The organism is Falsiroseomonas tokyonensis (genome assembly GCF_019024325.1).
GTDB classification, from domain to species: Bacteria; Pseudomonadota; Alphaproteobacteria; order Acetobacterales; family Acetobacteraceae; genus Falsiroseomonas; species Falsiroseomonas tokyonensis.
In genome coordinates this window covers 480,377-498,179 of sequence record NZ_JAFNJS010000001.1, presented here as the reverse complement: position 1 = coordinate 498,179, position 17,803 = coordinate 480,377, and the positions used below count along the sequence as shown (strand labels likewise).

Below are 17,803 nucleotides of genomic sequence, written 5' to 3'. Positions count from 1 at the left end.
CGCGGCTCAGCCGGCCGTCGCGCCGGTGCGTTCCAGGATTGGCACCCATTTGGCCGATTCCGCCTCCAGGAACCGCCGCGCGGCGGCGCTGTCGCCCGGCATCGGGTCCACGCCCCGCGCGGTGAAGGACTCCTGCACCGCGGGGTCCGCCAGCACCTTCAGCAGCGCGGCCGAAAGGGTCTGCACGATCGGCGCCGGCGTGCCGGCTGGCGCATACATGGCCTGGAAGGAGGAAGCGCGATAGTCGGCGACGCCCGCTTCCGCGAAGGTCGGCAGATCGGGCAGCAGCTTGGAGCGGCGGGTGGTGGTGACGGCGACGGCGCGCGCCTTGCCATCCGCGACGAAGGGCGCGAGCAGCGTCTGGCTGTCGATCATCATGTCGATGCGCCCGGCGATGAAATCCGTCACCGCCGCCGGCGTGCCGCGATAGGTCACCACGGTGAAATCCACCCCCGCGAGGCTCTTCAGCAATTCCCCTGCGAGGTGCGAGGCGGCGCCGATGCCGGTGGTGGCGAAGGTGGCCTGGCCGCGCTTCTCCCGCAGCCAGGACAGCAGCGTCGGCACGTCCCGCACCGGGACGGAGGGATGCACGCAGGCCAGGAAGGTCTGGTCGCCGACCAGCCCGACGGGGATGAAATCCGCCACGCTGTCGAAGCCCGCATCCTTGTAAAGCGCCGGGATCACCGATTGCGCGGCGCCGTTGATCATCAGCGTATAGCCATCCGGCCGCGCCCGCGCGACGGTGCGCGCGCCGATGGTGGAGCCGGCGCCGGGCTGGTTCTCGATGACGAAGGGCTGGCCGAGCTCGCGGGCCAGCGGCTCGTTCACCAGGCGCGCCACCACATCGATGATGCCGCCGGCGGCGAAGGGCACGATGACGCGCACCGGCCGGTCCGGATAGCGTGGTTGCGCGCGCAGGGCGGCGGGTGCAGCGAGAGGCAAGGCGGCGGCGGCGGCAAGAAGGGCTCGGCGGCTGGTCGGCATGGCTGCGTCCTTCGCGTCGAATTGTCCTGATGAAACCAGCCCCCGACGGGGCTGTCAAAGACTGCCGCGCGGGTGCAGCCTGCGATCCGGTCAGGGAGGCACGGCATGGACGCGATCAGGGGCCTGGTGGTCTGTCCGCAGCCGCGCGCGGCGGATGCCGGCGCCGCAGTGCTGCGGCGTGGCGGCAATGCCTTCGATGCCGCATTGGCAACCGCCTTTTGCCAGATGGTGCAGGATCCCTTCATGTGCGGGCTGGGCGGCATGGGCACGCTGCAGTTCCTCGATGCGCGCAGCGGCCGCCACGGCATGATCGATTTCCATGCGCGTGCCGGGGCGAAGGTGACGCCGGACATGTGGGCGGCGGACAGCCAGGGACGTTCCGAGATTTCCGGCTATGCACTGTTCGAGGATTTTCGCGCGGAGCTCGGCTACCAGGCCATCATGACGCCGGGCACCGTGGCCGGCCTCGCCCGCTTCCATGCGATGCTGTGCAGCATGGATTGGGCCACGCTGCTGGCGCCCGCCATCCGCATGGCGCGGGAGGGTGTGGTGGTGGCGCCCTTCCACCACGACTTCCTGACCCGAACCCCGCAGCCCGGCCTGCCAAGCGGCCTGCGCCGCCTCTCCACCACGCCGGCCTGCGCGGCCCTGTACCTCGACGCCCAGGGCACGCCGCACAAGGTGGGCGACACGCTGCGCCAGCCTGAGATGGCAGACAGCCTGGAACGCCTTGCGCGGCATGGTGCGGCCGACTTCTACCGCGGCGAGATCGCCGCCCGCATCGCCGAGGATTTCGCGTATAACGGCGCCTTCGTCACCGCCGAGGACCTGGCCGGCTATGCGGTGCGGGAAGCGCCACCGGTGATCGGCAGCTATCGTGGCTATGGCATCGCCAGCAATCCGCCGCCAGGCTCCGGCGCCGTGCTGATCGCCATGCTGAACATCCTGGAGCAGTTCGATCTCGCCGGCGTCCAGCCGGGCAGCGTGCGACACCTGGACCTCGTCGCGCGCGCCATGGCCGCGGCGCATGAGGATCGCGAGACCTGGCTGGCGGACCCGGATTTCGTCGAGGTTCCGGTGGCGGAGATGATCTCCAAGCCCCGCGCCGCCGACTGGGCGGCGCGCATCCGCGATGGCTGGATGCCGGGCGGCCACCGCGCCTCGCCACCCTCCTGCACCACGCATGTCTCGGCCTGGGATGCGGCGGGGAACTGCGTCTCTCTGACGCATACGCTGGGCACCGGCGCCGGCGTGGTGACGCCCGGGCTGGGCTTCAACTGGAACAATGCCATGAAGCTCTTCGACATGCGGCCTGGCCGGCCGAACAGCATGGCACCGGGCAAGGCGCGCACCACCGGCATGGTGCCCACCATCGTGATGAAGGATGGCGCGCCCTGGATGATCGTCGGCGCGCCGGGCGGCAGTGTCATCATCTCCGCCGTGCTCACCACCATCGTCAATGCCATCGACTTCGGCATGGGCGCGGTGGAGGCCGTGTCCTTCCCACGCATCCACTGCGAGGGCGGGCCCATTTTCTGTGAGGCGCGGGTGCAGGAGGATGTGGTGCAGGCGCTGCGCAAGCTGGGCCATGAGGTGCGGCATTCGCCGCTGTCCTACGACCCGGGGATGAGTCGCGCCCATGCCATCCTGCTGCGCGACGGCAGGCCCGCCGGCGGCGCCGACCCGCGCGGCGGTGGCGGCGTCGCCGTCGCCTGGTAGCTCAGGGCCTCGTTGGCGGCGCGCCCTGCTGCCGGCGCAGCGGCTCCAGCCGCCACTCCGGCTCCTGCGCCACGCGCAGGCATTCCTCCGCCGTTCCGCGTGTCTGCGGTTGCTGCCGGTGCCACAAGGCGCGCAGCGCGGCGCGGGTGGCGGCGCCGCGGGATGCGGCGCCGATTCGCCGCTGCAAGTCGTTCACATACATGCGTCCCTCCCTTCGGATGTCGGCGAGAGGAAAACGCTGGTCCACCCGTCCGGGTTGCCTCAGTTCAACCCCAGGTCGTGGATGTGGCGCGGATCGGCCGCGATCTCGCCGCGCTCCACCCGCTGCACCAAGGCGGTCAGCGCCGCATTGGCCGGCGTCGCGATGCCGAGGGGTTCCGCCTGCTGCACCACATAGCCGTTCATCGCCTCGATCTCCGTGCGGCGGCCCTTCATCATGTCCTGGCCCATGGAGGGACGATGCGCACCGCCGCCGGGCTTGTTCGCCCCCGCCAGGCGATGCCGGTCGTATTCCGCCAGTGCCGCCGCATCGCCTTCCCCGGCGCGGGCGATGGTCTCGGGATCGATATGCAGCACCTCCTCCAACGCATAGCCCAGCGCCTGGCCGGTGCGGATCGCCTCGCTGCCCAGCCGCGCGGTAAAGTGGCGAAGCCGGTCGTCCAGCAGCACGTCGCGGCTGATCAGGCCGGTGGCCGCCGAAATGCCATTCTGCATCACATTCGCCACCAGCTTGGTCCAGCGCTCCCCCCACAAATTCGGCGTCAGCAGCGTGCTGTCGGACAGTGCGGTCAGCCGCGCCACTTCCTGCGCGCGCGGCGTTGCGCGGCCATGCACCTCCCCCACCCGATAGACGGTATGCGCGGCGCCGCCCTTGCCGGAGGCGCGCTTCACATGGCCGGGCGCCGCGAGCTCCACGGTGATGGAACTGGCCACCGCGCCCAGCGTGCGGCCCCAGCCGACGATGCCGGCGATGGTCGCCTCGTTCATGCAGTTCTGCAGGCTGACGCAGAAGCCGGTGGGGGCGAGATACTGCGCCACCATCTGCGTTGCCCAGGCCGTGTCATAGGATTTGACGCAGATGAAGGCGATGTCGAAAGGCTTCTCGCGGGCGACCTGCTGCAATTCCGTCAGGTGCAAGGCGCGGGCCTGCACGCTGAACTCCGGCACGTCCTTCAGATGCGTGACGCGCAGCCCCGCGTTGCGGATCGCCTCGACATTCTCGGGCCACATGTCGACGAAGGTCACATCCTCGCCGGCCTGGACCATATAGGCGCCGGCATAGGCACCGACGGCGCCGGCGCCGATGATGGCGATGCGTTGCGACATGAACGGCGTCCTCCTCGATTGGCGCGGCAGGTTAGGCGGCGATCCAGTCCGGCGCCACCACCAGGCCCAGAAGTTCCGCCAGCGCCCGCCATTCGGGCCGCACCCGTTCCTCCGCCCAGAGGAAATTCACCGTGCCGAGGCAGACGCCGCCATGCAGGATCGGCACATTGACGATGCTGCGGAGGCCGAGGCCGAGGATCAGCGCGTGGTCGTCGAAGAATTCCGTGATCGCGTCAGCGCCCTCGCCGACGAAGACGCGCCGTTCCAGCAGCACATGCCGGCCCCAGGCGGTGTCCCGTTTCGGTTTAGTGCCGCCGACCGGATAGCTTTCAGGGTCCGAGCTGTAGAGCCGGCGGACCGTCATCGCCGCGGCATCGAAACGCATGGCGGTGCAGAGGCGATGCCCCATCGCCTGCCGCCCGATCTCATCCGCCGCCCGCAGCAGGGCGAGCGGCCGCGCCTCCCGCGCGGCCTCCGCCATCCGGGAAAGCTGGGCGGCGGTCAGCACCGCATCAGGCATCGGTCATGCCGATGCCCAGCTCGCGGATCGCGCGGCTCCACTTCTCCGCATCGGCGCGCAACGTGGTGGCGAAGGCGACGGGGGTTTCGTTCACCACCTCGACCCCGATCGCCGCCATGCGGTCCTTCACCTCCGGCAGCAGCATCGCCTTATTGATCTCGGTGTTCAGCTGCGCCACCAGGTCCTGCGGCATTCCCTTGGGGCCGAGCACGCCGTACCACACGGCCATCTCATAGCCCGGCACCGTCTCCGCCACTGTCGGCACATCCGGTAGCAGGCTGGAGCGGCGGCCCTCCGTCACGGCCAGCAGCTTCAGCCGGCCGTCGCGCACATGGCTCAGCGTCTGCGTGCCGGCGCTGAACAGAAGCTGCGTCTGGCCCGCCACCGTGTCCTGCACCGCCGGCGCACCGCCGCGGTAGGGCACATGCACCATCTCGATCCCCGCCATGCGCGCAAACATCGCGGCGCAGAGGTGGTTGGTGGAACCCGGCCCGGCGGAGGCATAGGCCACCTTGCCCGGATTCGCCTTGCAATAGGCGATGAACTCCGCGACCGAATTCGCCGGCACCGAGGGATGGATCACCATGGTGTTCAGCACGAAGGCCAGCAGCGCGATCGGCGTGAAATCCTCCACGCCGTTGAAGGGCATATTGTTGAACAGCGCATCGTTCATCGCATGCGTGCTCATCGAGCCGAAGAGCAGCGCATAGCCATCGGGCCGCGCCCGCGCCACGGCGTTGGAGCCGATATTGCCGGAGGCGCCGGAGCGATTTTCCACGACGAAGGGCTGGCCCATGGCGCGGCGCAGAGGCTCCGCCAGCACGCGGGCCAGGATATCCGTGGTGCCGCCAGCGGCCCAGGGCACGATGATGCTCACCGGACGGCTCGGATAGCGCTCCTGCGCCCCGGCGGCCTGTGCGGCCAGGACGAGGGTGGTGGCAAGGGCGGCGCGGCGCGTGATCTGCGGCATGGCGGGATCCTCCTCGGAAGCTTGCCGCTTTAGCCGGCTGGCGGCGCCTCGGAAAGCGCTTCCTCGCGGAAGGCGAAGCCGATGCCGGGGCGGTCGGGCAGATGCATCACGCCAGCCTCCGGCACCAGGTCCTCCACCAGGCGCTGGCGCAGCGCCAGCTGTGCGCCATGCATCTCCAGCAGGCCGCCCTGGGCATGGCCGGCCATCAGCGCGGCATTGGCGATGTCCCAGCCGCCGGCATGCGCCACCGGCGTGCCATGCGCCTCGGCCAGCGAAAGGATGCGTAGCGCCGCGCTGATGCCGCCGCAGAAGGCGGCATTGGGCTGCAGCCAGTCCACCGCGCCACGAGTCAGCGCCTCGCGGAACCAGGCCATGGACTGCACCATCTGCCCGGCGCCGATGGGGATACGGATCGCGCGGCGCAGGCTGGCCAGCATCTCCAGGTCGTTGCCCAGCACCGGCTCCTCGAACCAGGCGACGTCGCACTCCTCCACCATCAGCGCCAAGCGGCGCGCGGTGGCGACGTCCATGCCGCAATTCGCGTCCAGCATCAGCAGTGCCTTGGGGCCGATGGCGCTGCGGACGGCGCGCACGCGGCGCGCATCCTCCGCCACGCCACGGCCGCCGGCGGCCACCAGCATCTTCACGCCGACGAAGCCGGCCGCGATGCTGCGCTGGCAGACGGCAGCGAGCTCATCCTCCGCATAGCCCGGCAGGCCCACGGTGGCGTAGCAGGGCACGGCCTGGCGCGCGCCGCCCAGCAGCCGCCACAGCGGCTCCCCCAACGCCCGCGCGCGCAAATCCCAAAGCGCCATGTCCAGCGCCGAGAGCGCGGAGACGAAGGCGCCGGTCGCGCTGCGGGGATTGAAGCGCGCGGTAAGTTTGGCGCGGATGGCCTCGATGCACCGCGCATCCTCGCCCCGCAGCGGCTCCGCCATGCGGGCCAGCAGCGCCACCACCTCCTCCGCCAGGAAGCGGCCGGTGACGCCGGTGCCGACCAGCTCGTCCTCCGTCGTGACACGGCAGCGGACGAAGGCGGGCGTGTCCAGCCCCGCATAGCCCTTCGCGGCCGCGACGGGTGCCAGGCGCTCCACGGCCGCGGTGATGCTGCGGATGCGGCTCATGCCGCGACGCCGGCCGCGCGGGCCGCCCTGACCTGCCGGTGGCGCGCCTGGTCCATGTTCTCAAGCGTGCCGAAGGCATTCATGTAGTGGCCACGGAAGCCCATCGCCTCGATGCGGCGGAACATGTCGCCGAAGTCGAAGTCGCCCTCGCCGGGGACCAGGTGCTGCTCGTGCCCGTTGCGCCAGCAATCCGCCAGGCGCACTTCCACCACCCGCTGCATCGGGATGCGCGCGAGAAAACCCTCCACGCCATCGGGCATGAGATGCGCGTGGTTGGCGGTGAAGCTCAGCGCGAAGGCGGGGCTGTCGATGGCGTCGTAGTAGTAGGCCCATTCCTCCATCGTATGCGCCAGATAGTGCACCTCGGCATCCGCCGGTTCCTTGTTGAGATTCTCCAGCAGCAGCAGCGCCTTGTGCTTTTCCGCGTGCTCCACCATGCGCTTCAGCCGGTCCAGCCCTGCCTGCATCCGCATCTCGACATCCGCCGTGAAATGGTAGCTGGCATGCACCACGATGGAGCCAGCGCCCAGCAGCGGCATCGCCTCGATATAGGCGCGCATGTAGGAATCCACGGCCTCCGACAGGAAGGGCGAATACTCCGCGACATTCACGGCGGAAAGGGTGTGCAGGCCCAGATGCACCTCATGCTTTTCCAGCAGGGCGCGGATGCCCTTGGCGCGCGTCGCGTCGAAACTGGTCACGGCATTCGCACCCGTGTCCAGCTGGATGTCGATATGGCGCACCTTGTGCGCGCCGGCCCAGGCGATCGCGTCCTCCAGCTTCAGGCGGCGGCCGATATCGACGCTGATGCGCTCGAAAAGGGTCATGGCCTCTCCTCCCTGTTGGCGCCGTCTGGCGCGGCGTGTCCGATGGCGTCGAGGAAGCGGCTGCGGCCGCGCCGTGCATGCGCCTCCGCCAGCCCTCGCGCCCGCGCTGCGTCGCCGGACAGGATGGCCTGCATCAGCGCCCTGTGCTCCCGGTTCGCCAGCGCCATATGGCCCGGCTGTTCGAAGGATCTCCGGCGCAGCAGCATCAGCTTGCGGGTCAACTGCTGGTACAGCATCGCAGCCTCCCGGTTGCGGCTGGACGTCATGATGAAGGCGTGGAATTCCGAGTTGATCTGGAAGAAGCTGTCGCGGCAACCGCGCGCGATGGCGCCTTCCATCGCCTGCACCATCATGCGCAGCGCCGCGGCCTGTGCGGGCACGAGCAGGGTTGCGAGGCGCGCGGCGGCAAGGCCGAAAAGCGCGGCGTTGATCTCGTAAATGTCCATCGCCTCATCCAGGGTCAGGGTCCGGACGAAAGCCCCGCGATTCATGATCACGGTGACTAGGCCGGTCTTTTCCAGCGCGCGCGCCGCTTCCCGCACCGGGCCGCGACTGACGCCGAGGCTGCGCGCCAGGGCCACCTCGTTCAACCTTTCGCCAGCGCGCAGGGTGCCATCCAGGATCAGCGCCTCGATCCGCCGCGCCACGTCGATGCCCAGTGCCTGGGGCCGGCGCATGCGGCCGCGCCGCGGGCCGCGCTGTGCCGCTTCGCGGTGCACCGCAGCATGCGGCAATGCCTCGACTGGGGTGAGGGGCAGCGGGAAAGACGCTGGTGCATCTGCCATGGGATAAAGTGTTTACAGTTCCGCCGCGGCCTGACAAGCTGAGACACAGAGACAAAAAGCCACGTTCGGGAGGACGTCGATGGTGATCACCGCCGCGCGGTGCCGCACGCGTCGGGCAGGGCTGCGGCGCGCATGAGCGATGCAACACCCGCCAATGCCCTGCCCCTGTCGGGTCTGCGAGTCCTCGACCTGACCGTGGCGCGGGCCGGGCCCACCTGCGTGCGGCACTTGGCCGATTGGGGCGCGGAAGTCATCCGCATCGCGCCGCCGGGTGCGGAAGGTGCGGACATTGCGGGCGACCAGGACGGCTTCGACTACCAGAATCTGCACCGCAACAAGCGCGCCATGCAGATCGACCTGAAGACTGAGCAGGGCAAGGCCATCTTTTTCCAGCTGGCGAAGACCGCCGATGTGGTGGTCGAGAATATGCGCGCTGCCGTGAAATTCCGCCTCGGTGTCGACTATGCCAGCGTCAGCGCGGTGAATCCGCGCATTGTTTATGGCTCGATCAGCGGCTTCGGCCAGGACGGGCCCTATGGCCATCGCGCCGGCGTCGACCAGATCGCGCAGGGCATGGGCGGGCTGATGAGCATCACCGGCATTCCCGGGGCAGGGCTGGTGCGCGTGGGCATTCCGGTCGCGGACCTCACCGCCGGAAATCTGCTGGCGCTGGCGGTTATGATGGCGCTGTTCGACCGCACCCGAACGGGGCATGGCCGATGGGTGCATACCAGCCTGCTGGAAGTCATGGTCTTCATGCTGGATTTCCAGGCCAGCCGCTGGCTGCTGGCAGGTGAGGTGGCGGGGCAGGCGGGCAACGACCATCCGACCTCCATCCCCACAGGCGTCTATCCCACCGCAGATCGCCCCATCGCGCTCGCCGCATCCTCGCCCCGCATGTGGGAACGCTTCTGCGATGCGCTGGAAAAGCCGGAATGGAAGACGCGGCCGGGCTGGAACACCCGGGACGGCCGGTCCGACGATCGCGCCGCGATCAATGCCGCGATCAGCGAGGTGACGCGCACCAAGCCCAGCCTGCACTGGATCGAGGTGCTGGACCCCGCGGGCATTCCCTGCGGTCCGATCAATACCATCGACCAGACTTTTGCGGATCCGCAGGTGCAGCATCTGCAAATGGCCAAGCCCATCGCGCATCCGCGGCTGGGCGACCAGAAGCTGGTGCGCAACCCGATCAATATGAGCGACCTCGCCTGGGATATCCGCACGCCGACCCCGGATGCCGGGGCGCATACGGATGCCGTGCTGGCGGAGCTGGGACATTCGGCAGATGAGATCGCTCGGCTGCGCGCCGCGCGCGTGATCTCCTAGGAGCAGCGCGCATGGACGGCATGCAGATCACCCTTCCCACGCCCAAGATCCTTGCCAGGATCGAGGACGGGATCGGTTGGCTCACCTTCAACCAGCCCGAGAAGCGCAACGCCATCTCGCTGGAGATGTGGCAGGCGGTGGCGGAAGCGGCGCAGCGCTTCGCCGAGGATCCCGCGGTGCGCGTCGTCGTCATGCACGGCGCCGGCGGCAAGGCCTTCGCCTCCGGTGCGGACATCAGCCAGTTCGAGCAGCAGCGCAACAGCGCGGAGGCCGAGGCGAAGTATTCCGCCGTTTCCGCCGCCGCACGGCAGCGGCTGGAGCAGCTCGGCAAGCCGCTGATCGCCATGATCAACGGCTTCTGCATCGGTGGCGGCTGCGCGACGGCGATGGTGGCGGATATCCGCATCACGGCGACCGATGGCCGCTTCGGCATTCCCGCCGCCAAGCTCGGCGTCGCCTATGCCTGGCACAGCCTGCGCCGGCTGGTCTCGCTGGTCGGGCCGGCCATGGCGAAGGAGATCATGTTCACCGGCCGCTTCCTGGATGCGGAGGAGGCGCTTCGAGTCGGCCTGGTGAACCGCGTGGTCCCGGTGGAGCAGCTGGAGGCCACGGTGCGGGAGATGGCGATGACCATCGCACGCAATGCGCCGCTGTCCATCCGTGCCTCGAAGGAGGGGATCGACCAGATCGCGGGCGAGCCTGCGAAGATCGACCAGGCGCGCTTCGAGGCGCTGTACCGCGCCTGCTTCGACAGTGCCGACTACGCCGAGGGACGCGCCGCCTTCATGGCGAAGCGCCCCCCGACATTCCGTGGAGGCTGACTGAACCGGCACGCAGTGCGTGCCGCACCCAGGGAGGAACCAAGAATGAGCGGCTTCAACAGGCGCCAGATCCTATCCCTCAGCACCGGCGTCGCGCTCGGCGCCGGCCCGGCCTTCCGTGCCGTGGCCCAAAGCCTGCCCGCGCATGAGCGCCAGCTGTATGACGCGGCGCGGCGCGAAGGCGAGATCACCTGGTATTCCGGCCAGTACAATGCCGAGACCTCGGAGGCGGTTGGCCGCGCTTTCAACGAGCGTTTCCCCGGCGTGCGCTGCAACGTGGTGCGCAGCACCTCGCAGGTCGCCTTCCAGCGGCTGTCGCAGGATGCGCGCGCGGGGGTGGCGCAATGCGACGTCTTCAGCTCGACCAATTCCGGACACTTCGTGCAGCTGAAGCGGGAAGGCCGGCTGCTGCAGTTCAAGCCGGAGAATGTCGCGGGTCTGCTGCCGGCGATCCAGAATGCGGATCCGGACAACTTCTTCCACACCAGCTTCCTCGGCCTGTTCCTGATGACGCACAATACGCGCTTGGTCAGTGAGGCGGATGCGCCGCGCGGCTGGCAGGATGCCCTGGACCCGAAGTGGAAGGACAAGCTGGCGGTCGGCCATCCCGGCTTCAGCGGCGCCATCGGCGTCTGGGCCGTGCAGATGCGCAAGATGTATGGCTGGGACTACTTCCGCCGACTGGAACGCAACAATCCGCAGATCGGCCGATCCAGTCAGGACCCGGTGACCACGCTGAACGCGGGGGAACGCTCCGTCGGGCTCTGCGTGCCGACCGGCACGACGCAGCTCGCCATCTCCCGCGGCAATCCGCTGAAGCTGATCTATCCGACGGAAGGCGTCCTGGCCGCCATCTCGCCTTCCGCCATCCTGCGCAATGCGCCGCATCCGAATGCCGCGAAGCTCTTCATGGAATTCCAGGCCAGCCAGGCGATGTCGGAGACGGTGCGGCTGACCTTCAACGAGCCCCTGCGTGGCGACGTGCGACCGCCCGAGGGCGGAAGGCCGCTGGCCGATATCACCCTGCTGGCGCCGAGCCTGGAGGAACAGGAAAAGGGCGTGCCCGAGGTCCGCGAGGCCTGGCGCGACACTTTCGGCGTCTGACGCCGCAAGAAGAATGAGGGAACGAGGAACATGACCGGTATCACCAAGCGGGGCCTGCTCGGCACCACCACCGCCCTGGCGGCAGCCGCCATCCTGCCTGCGCGCCGCGCCGCGGCGCAGGATATGCCGGCGCATGAACGGCAGCTTTATGAAGCCGCGCAGCGGGAAGGGGAGCTGACCTGGTACACGGGCCAGCTGCAGGCCGAACCCTCGGAAGCGGTGGGCCGGGCCTTCACGGAACGCTATCCGGGCGTGCGCTGCAATGTGGTGCGCACGACCTCCCAGGTCGCCTTTCAGCGGCTGTCGCAGGATGCGCGGGCGCGCGTCGCGCAATGCGATGTCTTCAGCTCCACCGACTACAGCCACTTCACCTTCCTGAAGCGCGAAGGCCGGTTGATGGCCTACAAGCCGCAGAACGCGGCGGGGATGGTGAAGGCGGCGCGGGAGGCGGCCGATCCGGACGGGCATTTCCAGGTCACCTACCTGGCGCTTTACATGCTCGCGCGCCGCACCGACCGGCTGAGCGAGGCGGAAGCGCCCAAAAGCTGGCGCGAGCTGACGGATGCCAAGTGGCGCGACAAGATGGCCGTTGGCCATCCGGGCTTCAGCGGCGCGATCGGCAATTGGGCCATCATGATGAAGTCCATGTATGGCGAGCGCTATTTCCGCGAGTTCGAGCGCAACAAGCCGCAGATCGGCCGCTCCGCCGGCGATCCGGTGACCACGCTGAATGCGGGCGAGCGCATCGTGGGCGTGGGCATCCCCTCTGCCGCCACGCTGTTCAGCATCTCCCGCGGCAATCCGCTGGCGCTGATCTATCCCACCGACGGCACGCTGCTGGTACCGGCGCCGAGTGCGGCCATCGCCAATGCGCCGAAGCCCAATGCAGCCAAGCTGTTCATGGAATTCGCCTGCGGCTCCGCCTATTCGCGCGCCGTGCGCGAATTCTCCGCCGAATCGCTGCGGCCGGAAGTGCCGCCGCCGGAAGGCTCGCGCCCGCTGGATGAGATCAAGACCATCACGCCGACCCCGGCCCAGGTCCAGAACGAGATGACCGAGGTGAAGGAGCTGTGGCGTGACATCTTCGGCGTTTGACCGATGAGCGAGGCCCCCGCACTGCCCCGCGCCCAGGCCGCGCCGATCCAGGCCCGGCGCAGCGGTCGGCTCGCGCGCTTCGAGCCGGTGACGCTGCTCTGGGTCGCGCTGATCGCCATCCTGCTCTTCCTGGTGGCCTTCCCGCTGGGCAAGCTGCTGGTGGTGAGCTTCGAGACGCGGGGCACCGGCGAATTCACGCTGATGAACTACGTCTCGGCCTATGGCCGTTCGCGCTATGTCGATGCGCTGGTGAATTCGCTGCGGCTCGGCCTCACCTCTGCCACCATCGCGGTGGTCATGGCGGTGCCGATGGCCTGGGCGGTGTCGCGCACCGATATGCCCTTCAAGGGGCTGACCTGGGCGGTGGTGCTCGGCGCCTTCATCCTGCCGCCCTATCTCAGCGCGGTCGGCTGGATCCTGCTGGCGGGGCCGAATTCCGGCTTCATCAACCTGTTCTGGCGCTGGGCGACGGGCGCCGACGGCGCGCTGGTCAATATCTACAGCTTCTCCGGCATGGCGCTGGTCATCGCGCTGAACGCCTTCCCGCTGGTCTTCATCTTCGTGAAGTCGGCGCTGGACCTCGTCTCCTCGGAGATGGAGGACGCCGCGAACATCCTTGGCGCCGGCACCTGGACGGCGATGCGCAAGGTGTCGCTGCCGCTGGTCTGGCCGGCCATCATGGCGGGCTTCATCATCGTCTTCCTGGAAGCCATCGCGCTGTTCGGCACGCCCGCCATCATCGGCATCCCCGCGCGCATCAACGTGGTGACGACGCAGCTCTGGCAGTTCTTCGAATATCCGGTGCGGGTCGAGGTCGCCGCCGCCTACGCCATGCCCCTGCTGCTGATCACCGCCGGCATGATCGTGGTGCAGAAGCTGATGCTGGCGCGCAAGGGCTATGTCTCGCAGACCGGCAAGGGTGGCGAAAGGCGGCCGATCAAGCTGGGCCCCTGGCGCTGGGTGGCCTTCGGCTGGTGCGCGGCGGTGGGGCTGATGGCGGTGATCGCGCCGCTCTTCGTGCTGCTGCAGGCCAGCTTCGCCAAGGCCTGGGGGCGGGGGCTCGCCTGGGACAACCTGACGTTGGCCAACTATCGGCTGCTGATCTTCGAACACGATATGGCGATGACCTCCATCTGGAACACCATCTGGTTCTCCGCCACGGCCGCCACCATTGCGGTTCTGCTGGCGCTGATGGTCGCCTATATCGTCAACCGCAAGCTGGTGCCCTTCGGGGAGGCGCTGGGCTTCCTGGCCATGGCGCCCTTCGTCATCCCCGGCATCGTCATGGCGATCGGCTTCTACGCCGCCTATGCCTCCCCGCCCTTCGCACTCTACGGCACCGCGGCGATCATCATCCTGGCCTTCGCGGCGCGCTTCCTGCCCATCGCCTATGCCAACTCCTCCTCCGCCATCCGGGCGGTGCATCCGGAGATGGAGGAGGCGGCGCGCATCCTGGGCAGCGGGCGGCTGCATGCGATCTGGATGATCACCGCGCCGCTGGTGCGGAAATCGCTGCTCGGCGGCTGGCTCATCGTCTTCATCGTCGCCTCCCGCGAATTGTCGGCGGCGATCTTCCTGGTCGGGCCGCGCACGCGGACCATGTCCGTGCTGCTCTACGACCTCAGCGAGGCCGGCAATTTCGAGGTGCTGGCCGCCTTCGGCGGGCTGCTGCTGGTGGTCACCATGGTCTTCGTCGGCATCGGCATGAAGCTGGTCGGGCGTGACTTCATGCTGCGGAGAAACTGAGGATGTCGCGTCTGCAGATCCAGGGTCTGACCAAGGCCTATGGCCCCATCCGCGTGGTGGACTCCATCGACCTGACGCTGCAGGAGGGGGAGTTCGTCTCCCTGCTTGGCCCCTCCGGCTGTGGCAAGACCACAACGCTGCGCATGATCGCGGGCTTCGTCGATCCGAATGAGGGCAGCATCTCCCTCGACGGCCAGGTGATCTCCGCCCCCGGCGCGGTGCTACCGCCGGAGAAGCGCGGCATGTCCATGATCTTCCAGAGCTACGCCATCTGGCCGAACATGACGGTGGCCGAGAATGTCGGCTTCGGCCTGAAGCTGCGGAAGTTGCCGTCCGACGAGATCCGAAAGCGGGTCCAGGAAATCCTTGAGGTGGTGCAGATGGGCCATCTGGCCGCGCGCTATCCGGCGGAGCTTTCGGGCGGCCAGCAGCAGCGCGTGGCTCTCGCCCGCGCCATCGTGGTGAAGCCCGCGGTGCTGCTGCTGGACGAGCCGCTGTCGAACCTCGATGCCAACCTCCGCGAGGAAATGCGCTTCGAGATCCGCCGCCTGCACGACGAGTTTCGCATCACCACCGTCTACGTTACCCACGACCAGTCGGAGGCGATGGCCACCTCGGACCGCATCGCGGTGATGAATGCCGGGCGGATCGAGCAGGTGGATGCGCCGCATATGCTCTACACCCGGCCGCGCACGCGCTTCGTCGCCGGCTTCATCGGCCGCACCAACCTGCTGCCGGCGCAGCTCCGCAACGGCGAGATCGGCTTCGGTGGCATCGCCATGCAGGCCGGGCAGGTGCCGGGCGCGGAGGGTGCGGCGGGCGGCGAGATCCTGGTCTCGGTCCGGCCGCAGAGCATCGGCCTGCATCGCGCCCCGCCCGGCGGCAGCAGCCCGGTGCTGGAGGGTGTGGTCGCGCAGCGCACCTTCCTGGGCGAGACCTGGGACTATGTGGTGCGCGCCCAGGGCAGCGAGCTGCGGCTGCGCGCCACCGCTCCGCCGCTGCAGATCCATTATGTGGGCGAGCGGGTCTGGATGGAGTTCGACCCGCAGCAGATGGCGATGGTGGTGTAGCGCGTGTTGCCGGCTGTCATGCCGGCTTCGCGCTTCGTCGCTTCCATCGTCCTGGCGCAGGTGCTGGCGCAGATCGGCGCCTTCACCCTGCCTGCGCTGCTGCCGGGCTACCTCGCGCGCTGGCAGCTTTCCGCGACCGAGGCCGGCTGGCTGATCGGCGCCTTCTTCGCCGCCTATGTCGCCGCCGTGCCGGTGCTGGTGGCGCTGACGGACCGGGTGCCGGCGCGGCGCATCTATTTGCTGGGCGCCGCCTGCACCGCGCTGTCCCATCTCGGCTTCGCGCTATGGGCGGAGGGCTTCTGGTCCGCGCTGGCCTTGCGGGCGCTGGCCGGCATCGGCTGGGCGGGCTGCTACATGCCGGGGCTGAAGGCGCTGGCGGATCGGCTGGAGGGCGCGGCGCAGTCCCGCGCCGTGTCCTGGCACGCGGCGGGCGTGGGCATCGCCGGCGCCGCCTCCTTCCTCGTCGCCGGTACGCTGGACTCCCATGCGGGGCCGGGGGCGGCCTTCCTTTTCGGCGGCGTCGCCGCGCTGGTCGCCTTCGGCATCGGCGCCGCCGTGCTGCCGGATCTGCGCCCTACCCCGCGGCCGGGCGCGCTGCTGGATTTCCGGCCGGTGCTGCGCAACCGCGCCGCCATGGCCTGGATCGCCGGCTATACCGTGCACACCTGGGAACTCGCCGCGCTGCGCGCCTGGGCCGTGACCTTCCTGGCGCTGGTCATCGCGCAGCAGGGCGCGCCCGCCTGGCTGCCGGGGCCCAATGTGCTCTTCACCCTGGCGGGCCTGCTCGGCATCGCCGTCTCCATCCTGGGCAACGAGACGGCGCAGCGCTTCGGCCGCGGCCGCGTGGTGGCCGCGGCGATGGGCACGGCGGCGCTGCTGGCGGTGCTCACCGGCGTCTCCGCCCTGGTCTCCGCGCCGCTCGCCGTGGCCTGCGTGCTGGCCTGGAATGCGGCGATCTACCTCGACAGCTCGGCGCTGACAGCCGGCACGGTGCAGGCGGCGGAGCCCGGCCTGCGCGGCGCGACCATGGGGCTGCACAGCATGTGCGGCTATGCGGGCGGTTTCCTCGGCCCGCTCGGCGTCGGCGTGGCGCTGGACTGGGCGGGGCCGGAGGCGCTTTCCGCCTGGGGCCTCGCCTTCGGCCATGTGGCGGTGGTGACGCTGCTGGGCCTGCTGGTCCTGCGCCGGCTGGGCCGCCCGGCCTGAGCCCCGCCGAATCCCCCCGGGATTGATGCGCCGCAAGGCGCCCGCCGCACCAGGCTGGCAGATTGGCGCCTCAGGCAGCGAGGATCGAGGGTGATGCTGACAGACGGGCGACCCCGCGCATGAGCCTTTCGGCCGGTTCCCATCCTGGCCCGGCCACGGCGCTGCCCTGGCTGGCGGGCTGCGCCGCCGGGCTCGCGGCCTGGGCGCTGGCGTATAGCCAGCTCATCCCGGTCTCGGACTGGCTGGTCTCCCTGCTGCCGCTGGACCGGCACAGCCGGCTGGGCGAGGCGATCGCCTTCTTCCTGTACGACGTGCCGAAGGTGCTGCTGCTTCTGCTGCTGGTGGTCTTCGCCATGGGGGTGGTACGCAGCTTCTTCTCGCCGCAGCGCACGCGGGCGCTGCTGGCCGGGCGGCGGGTGGGGGTGGGCAATGTGCTGGCGGCGGGGCTCGGCGTGCTGACGCCCTTCTGCTCCTGCTCCGCCGTGCCGCTGTTCATCGGCTTCGTCTCCGCCGGGGTGCCGCTCGGCGTCACCTTCTCCTTCCTCATCGCCGCGCCGATGGTGAATGAGGTGGCGCTGGGGCTGCTGTTCGCGCTGCTGGGCTGGCAGGTGGCGCTGACCTACCTGGGCTTCGGTCTCGCCATCGCCATCACCGCCGGCTGGGTGATTGGGCGCCTGCACCTGGAATCCTGGCTGGAGCCCTGGGTTCTGCAGATCCATGCCGGCCCTGCCAGCCTGGAGGAAGCGGCGCCGAGCTGGCCGGACCGCATCCGCGCCGGGCTGGAGTCGGTGCGGGAGATCGTCGGCCGGGTCTGGCACTGGATCATCGCCGGCATCGCGATGGGTGCGCTGATCCACGGCTACGCGCCGGAGGCATTGCTCGCCTCGATCATGGGCAAGGAGGCCTGGTGGTCCGTGCCGGCCGCCGTGCTCGTCGGCATCCCGATGTATTCCAACGCCGCCGGCATCATCCCGGTGGTGGAGGCGCTGCTGGGCAAGGGCGCGGCGCTCGGCACCGTGCTGGCCTTCATGATGAGCGTCATCGCGCTGTCGCTGCCGGAACTCATCATCCTGCGCAAGGTGCTGTCGCCCCGGCTGATCGCGGTCTTCGTCGCGGTGGTCGGTGCCGGCATCCTGGCCGTGGGCTTCCTGTTCAACCTGCTGTTCGCTTGAGGGGA

At 69.2% G+C, this 17,803-nt stretch carries 17 protein-coding genes; 9 read left to right on the top strand and 8 right to left on the bottom strand.

The window, feature by feature from the left end:
* Positions 1–6: 6 nt before the first annotated feature.
* A complete protein-coding gene (locus J3S20_RS02345; RefSeq protein ID WP_216834247.1) occupies positions 7–984 on the bottom strand; it encodes a Bug family tripartite tricarboxylate transporter substrate binding protein in 978 nt (325 codons plus the stop codon).
* A gap of 105 nt (positions 985–1,089) precedes the next feature.
* On the opposite strand from J3S20_RS02345, the gene ggt reads away from it, so the two are divergent.
* Positions 1,090–2,703, top strand: a complete 1,614-nt coding sequence (gene ggt / locus J3S20_RS02340; protein WP_216834245.1) for a gamma-glutamyltransferase — start codon at positions 1,090–1,092, stop codon at positions 2,701–2,703.
* 1 nt (position 2,704) lies between these two features.
* Here the strand turns inward: ggt and J3S20_RS02335 are convergent, their stop codons facing one another.
* From J3S20_RS02335 to J3S20_RS02305, 7 genes are read right to left on the bottom strand one after another with little or no spacing between them, the layout of a single operon-like run.
* Positions 2,705–2,905, bottom strand: coding sequence for a hypothetical protein (locus J3S20_RS02335; protein ID WP_216834243.1), 201 nt, complete (start codon positions 2,903–2,905; stop codon positions 2,705–2,707).
* 59 nt (positions 2,906–2,964) lie between these two features.
* Positions 2,965–4,029, bottom strand: a complete 1,065-nt coding sequence (locus J3S20_RS02330) for a ketopantoate reductase family protein (RefSeq protein WP_216834241.1) — start codon at positions 4,027–4,029, stop codon at positions 2,965–2,967.
* Between the two features lie 31 nt (positions 4,030–4,060).
* On the bottom strand, positions 4,061–4,549 hold the full coding sequence (locus J3S20_RS02325) for a GAF domain-containing protein (RefSeq protein ID WP_216834239.1): 489 nt from the start codon (positions 4,547–4,549) through the stop codon (positions 4,061–4,063).
* On the bottom strand, positions 4,542–5,519 hold the full coding sequence (locus J3S20_RS02320) for a Bug family tripartite tricarboxylate transporter substrate binding protein (RefSeq protein ID WP_216834238.1): 978 nt from the start codon (positions 5,517–5,519) through the stop codon (positions 4,542–4,544). The genes J3S20_RS02325 and J3S20_RS02320 overlap by 8 nt, the downstream gene beginning before the upstream one ends.
* Positions 5,520–5,548: 29 nt before the next feature.
* Positions 5,549–6,643: a mandelate racemase/muconate lactonizing enzyme family protein gene (locus tag J3S20_RS02315; protein WP_216834236.1), complete on the bottom strand. Its 1,095-nt coding sequence runs from the start codon at positions 6,641–6,643 to the stop codon at positions 5,549–5,551.
* Complete coding sequence (locus tag J3S20_RS02310) at positions 6,640–7,470, bottom strand: sugar phosphate isomerase/epimerase family protein (protein WP_216834234.1); 831 nt, start codon at positions 7,468–7,470, stop codon at positions 6,640–6,642. The genes J3S20_RS02315 and J3S20_RS02310 overlap by 4 nt, the downstream gene beginning before the upstream one ends.
* On the bottom strand, positions 7,467–8,147 hold the full coding sequence (locus J3S20_RS02305) for a GntR family transcriptional regulator (RefSeq protein WP_216834233.1): 681 nt from the start codon (positions 8,145–8,147) through the stop codon (positions 7,467–7,469). Before J3S20_RS02305 ends, J3S20_RS02310 begins: the two co-directional genes overlap by 4 nt.
* A 240-nt stretch (positions 8,148–8,387) precedes the next feature.
* Between J3S20_RS02305 and J3S20_RS02300 the strand changes: the two genes are divergently transcribed.
* The 8 genes from J3S20_RS02300 to J3S20_RS02265 all read left to right on the top strand — a co-directional run bounded on the left by J3S20_RS02300 (position 8,388) and on the right by J3S20_RS02265 (position 17,798).
* Positions 8,388–9,584 (top strand): CaiB/BaiF CoA transferase family protein, encoded by a 1,197-nt coding sequence (locus J3S20_RS02300; protein ID WP_216834232.1) that lies wholly within the window; start codon positions 8,388–8,390, stop codon positions 9,582–9,584.
* An 11-nt stretch (positions 9,585–9,595) separates the two neighbouring features.
* Entirely contained in the window at positions 9,596–10,405 is an 810-nt protein-coding gene (locus J3S20_RS02295; RefSeq protein ID WP_216834231.1) for an enoyl-CoA hydratase, read from the top strand.
* Positions 10,406–10,450: 45 nt separating this feature from the next.
* Positions 10,451–11,509, top strand: a complete 1,059-nt coding sequence (locus tag J3S20_RS02290) for an ABC transporter substrate-binding protein (protein WP_216834230.1) — start codon at positions 10,451–10,453, stop codon at positions 11,507–11,509.
* 30 nt (positions 11,510–11,539) lie between these two features.
* Positions 11,540–12,604, top strand: a complete 1,065-nt coding sequence (locus tag J3S20_RS02285) for an ABC transporter substrate-binding protein (RefSeq protein ID WP_216834228.1) — start codon at positions 11,540–11,542, stop codon at positions 12,602–12,604.
* A 3-nt stretch (positions 12,605–12,607) separates the two neighbouring features.
* Entirely contained in the window at positions 12,608–14,350 is a 1,743-nt protein-coding gene (locus J3S20_RS02280) for an ABC transporter permease (protein ID WP_216834226.1), read from the top strand.
* Between the two features lie 2 nt (positions 14,351–14,352).
* Positions 14,353–15,420, top strand: a complete 1,068-nt coding sequence (locus tag J3S20_RS02275; protein ID WP_216834223.1) for an ABC transporter ATP-binding protein — start codon at positions 14,353–14,355, stop codon at positions 15,418–15,420.
* Positions 15,421–15,438: 18 nt separating this feature from the next.
* On the top strand, positions 15,439–16,626 hold the full coding sequence (locus J3S20_RS02270; protein ID WP_216834222.1) for an MFS transporter: 1,188 nt from the start codon (positions 15,439–15,441) through the stop codon (positions 16,624–16,626).
* Positions 16,627–16,745: 119 nt separating this feature from the next.
* Positions 16,746–17,798 (top strand): permease, encoded by a 1,053-nt coding sequence (locus tag J3S20_RS02265; protein ID WP_216834220.1) that lies wholly within the window; start codon positions 16,746–16,748, stop codon positions 17,796–17,798.
* Positions 17,799–17,803: the final 5 nt, after the last annotated feature.

Excerpts from the sequence above, each read along its gene's own strand:
- J3S20_RS02345 (WP_216834247.1), bottom strand. The coding sequence starts at position 984 with ATGCCGACCAGCCGCCGAGCCCTTCTTGCCGCCGCCGCCGCCTTGCCT.
- ggt (WP_216834245.1), top strand. The coding sequence starts at position 1,090 with ATGGACGCGATCAGGGGCCTGGTGGTCTGTCCGCAGCCGCGCGCGGCG.
- J3S20_RS02335 (WP_216834243.1), bottom strand. The coding sequence starts at position 2,905 with ATGTATGTGAACGACTTGCAGCGGCGAATCGGCGCCGCATCCCGCGGC.
- J3S20_RS02330 (WP_216834241.1), bottom strand. The coding sequence starts at position 4,029 with ATGTCGCAACGCATCGCCATCATCGGCGCCGGCGCCGTCGGTGCCTAT.
- J3S20_RS02325 (WP_216834239.1), bottom strand. The coding sequence starts at position 4,549 with ATGCCTGATGCGGTGCTGACCGCCGCCCAGCTTTCCCGGATGGCGGAG.
- J3S20_RS02320 (WP_216834238.1), bottom strand. The coding sequence starts at position 5,519 with ATGCCGCAGATCACGCGCCGCGCCGCCCTTGCCACCACCCTCGTCCTG.
- J3S20_RS02315 (WP_216834236.1), bottom strand. The coding sequence starts at position 6,643 with ATGAGCCGCATCCGCAGCATCACCGCGGCCGTGGAGCGCCTGGCACCC.
- J3S20_RS02310 (WP_216834234.1), bottom strand. The coding sequence starts at position 7,470 with ATGACCCTTTTCGAGCGCATCAGCGTCGATATCGGCCGCCGCCTGAAG.
- J3S20_RS02305 (WP_216834233.1), bottom strand. The coding sequence starts at position 8,147 with ATGCGCCGGCCCCAGGCACTGGGCATCGACGTGGCGCGGCGGATCGAG.
- J3S20_RS02300 (WP_216834232.1), top strand. The coding sequence starts at position 8,388 with ATGAGCGATGCAACACCCGCCAATGCCCTGCCCCTGTCGGGTCTGCGA.
- J3S20_RS02295 (WP_216834231.1), top strand. The coding sequence starts at position 9,596 with ATGGACGGCATGCAGATCACCCTTCCCACGCCCAAGATCCTTGCCAGG.
- J3S20_RS02290 (WP_216834230.1), top strand. The coding sequence starts at position 10,451 with ATGAGCGGCTTCAACAGGCGCCAGATCCTATCCCTCAGCACCGGCGTC.
- J3S20_RS02285 (WP_216834228.1), top strand. The coding sequence starts at position 11,540 with ATGACCGGTATCACCAAGCGGGGCCTGCTCGGCACCACCACCGCCCTG.
- J3S20_RS02280 (WP_216834226.1), top strand. The coding sequence starts at position 12,608 with ATGAGCGAGGCCCCCGCACTGCCCCGCGCCCAGGCCGCGCCGATCCAG.
- J3S20_RS02275 (WP_216834223.1), top strand. The coding sequence starts at position 14,353 with ATGTCGCGTCTGCAGATCCAGGGTCTGACCAAGGCCTATGGCCCCATC.
- J3S20_RS02270 (WP_216834222.1), top strand. The coding sequence starts at position 15,439 with ATGCCGGCTTCGCGCTTCGTCGCTTCCATCGTCCTGGCGCAGGTGCTG.
- J3S20_RS02265 (WP_216834220.1), top strand. The coding sequence starts at position 16,746 with ATGAGCCTTTCGGCCGGTTCCCATCCTGGCCCGGCCACGGCGCTGCCC.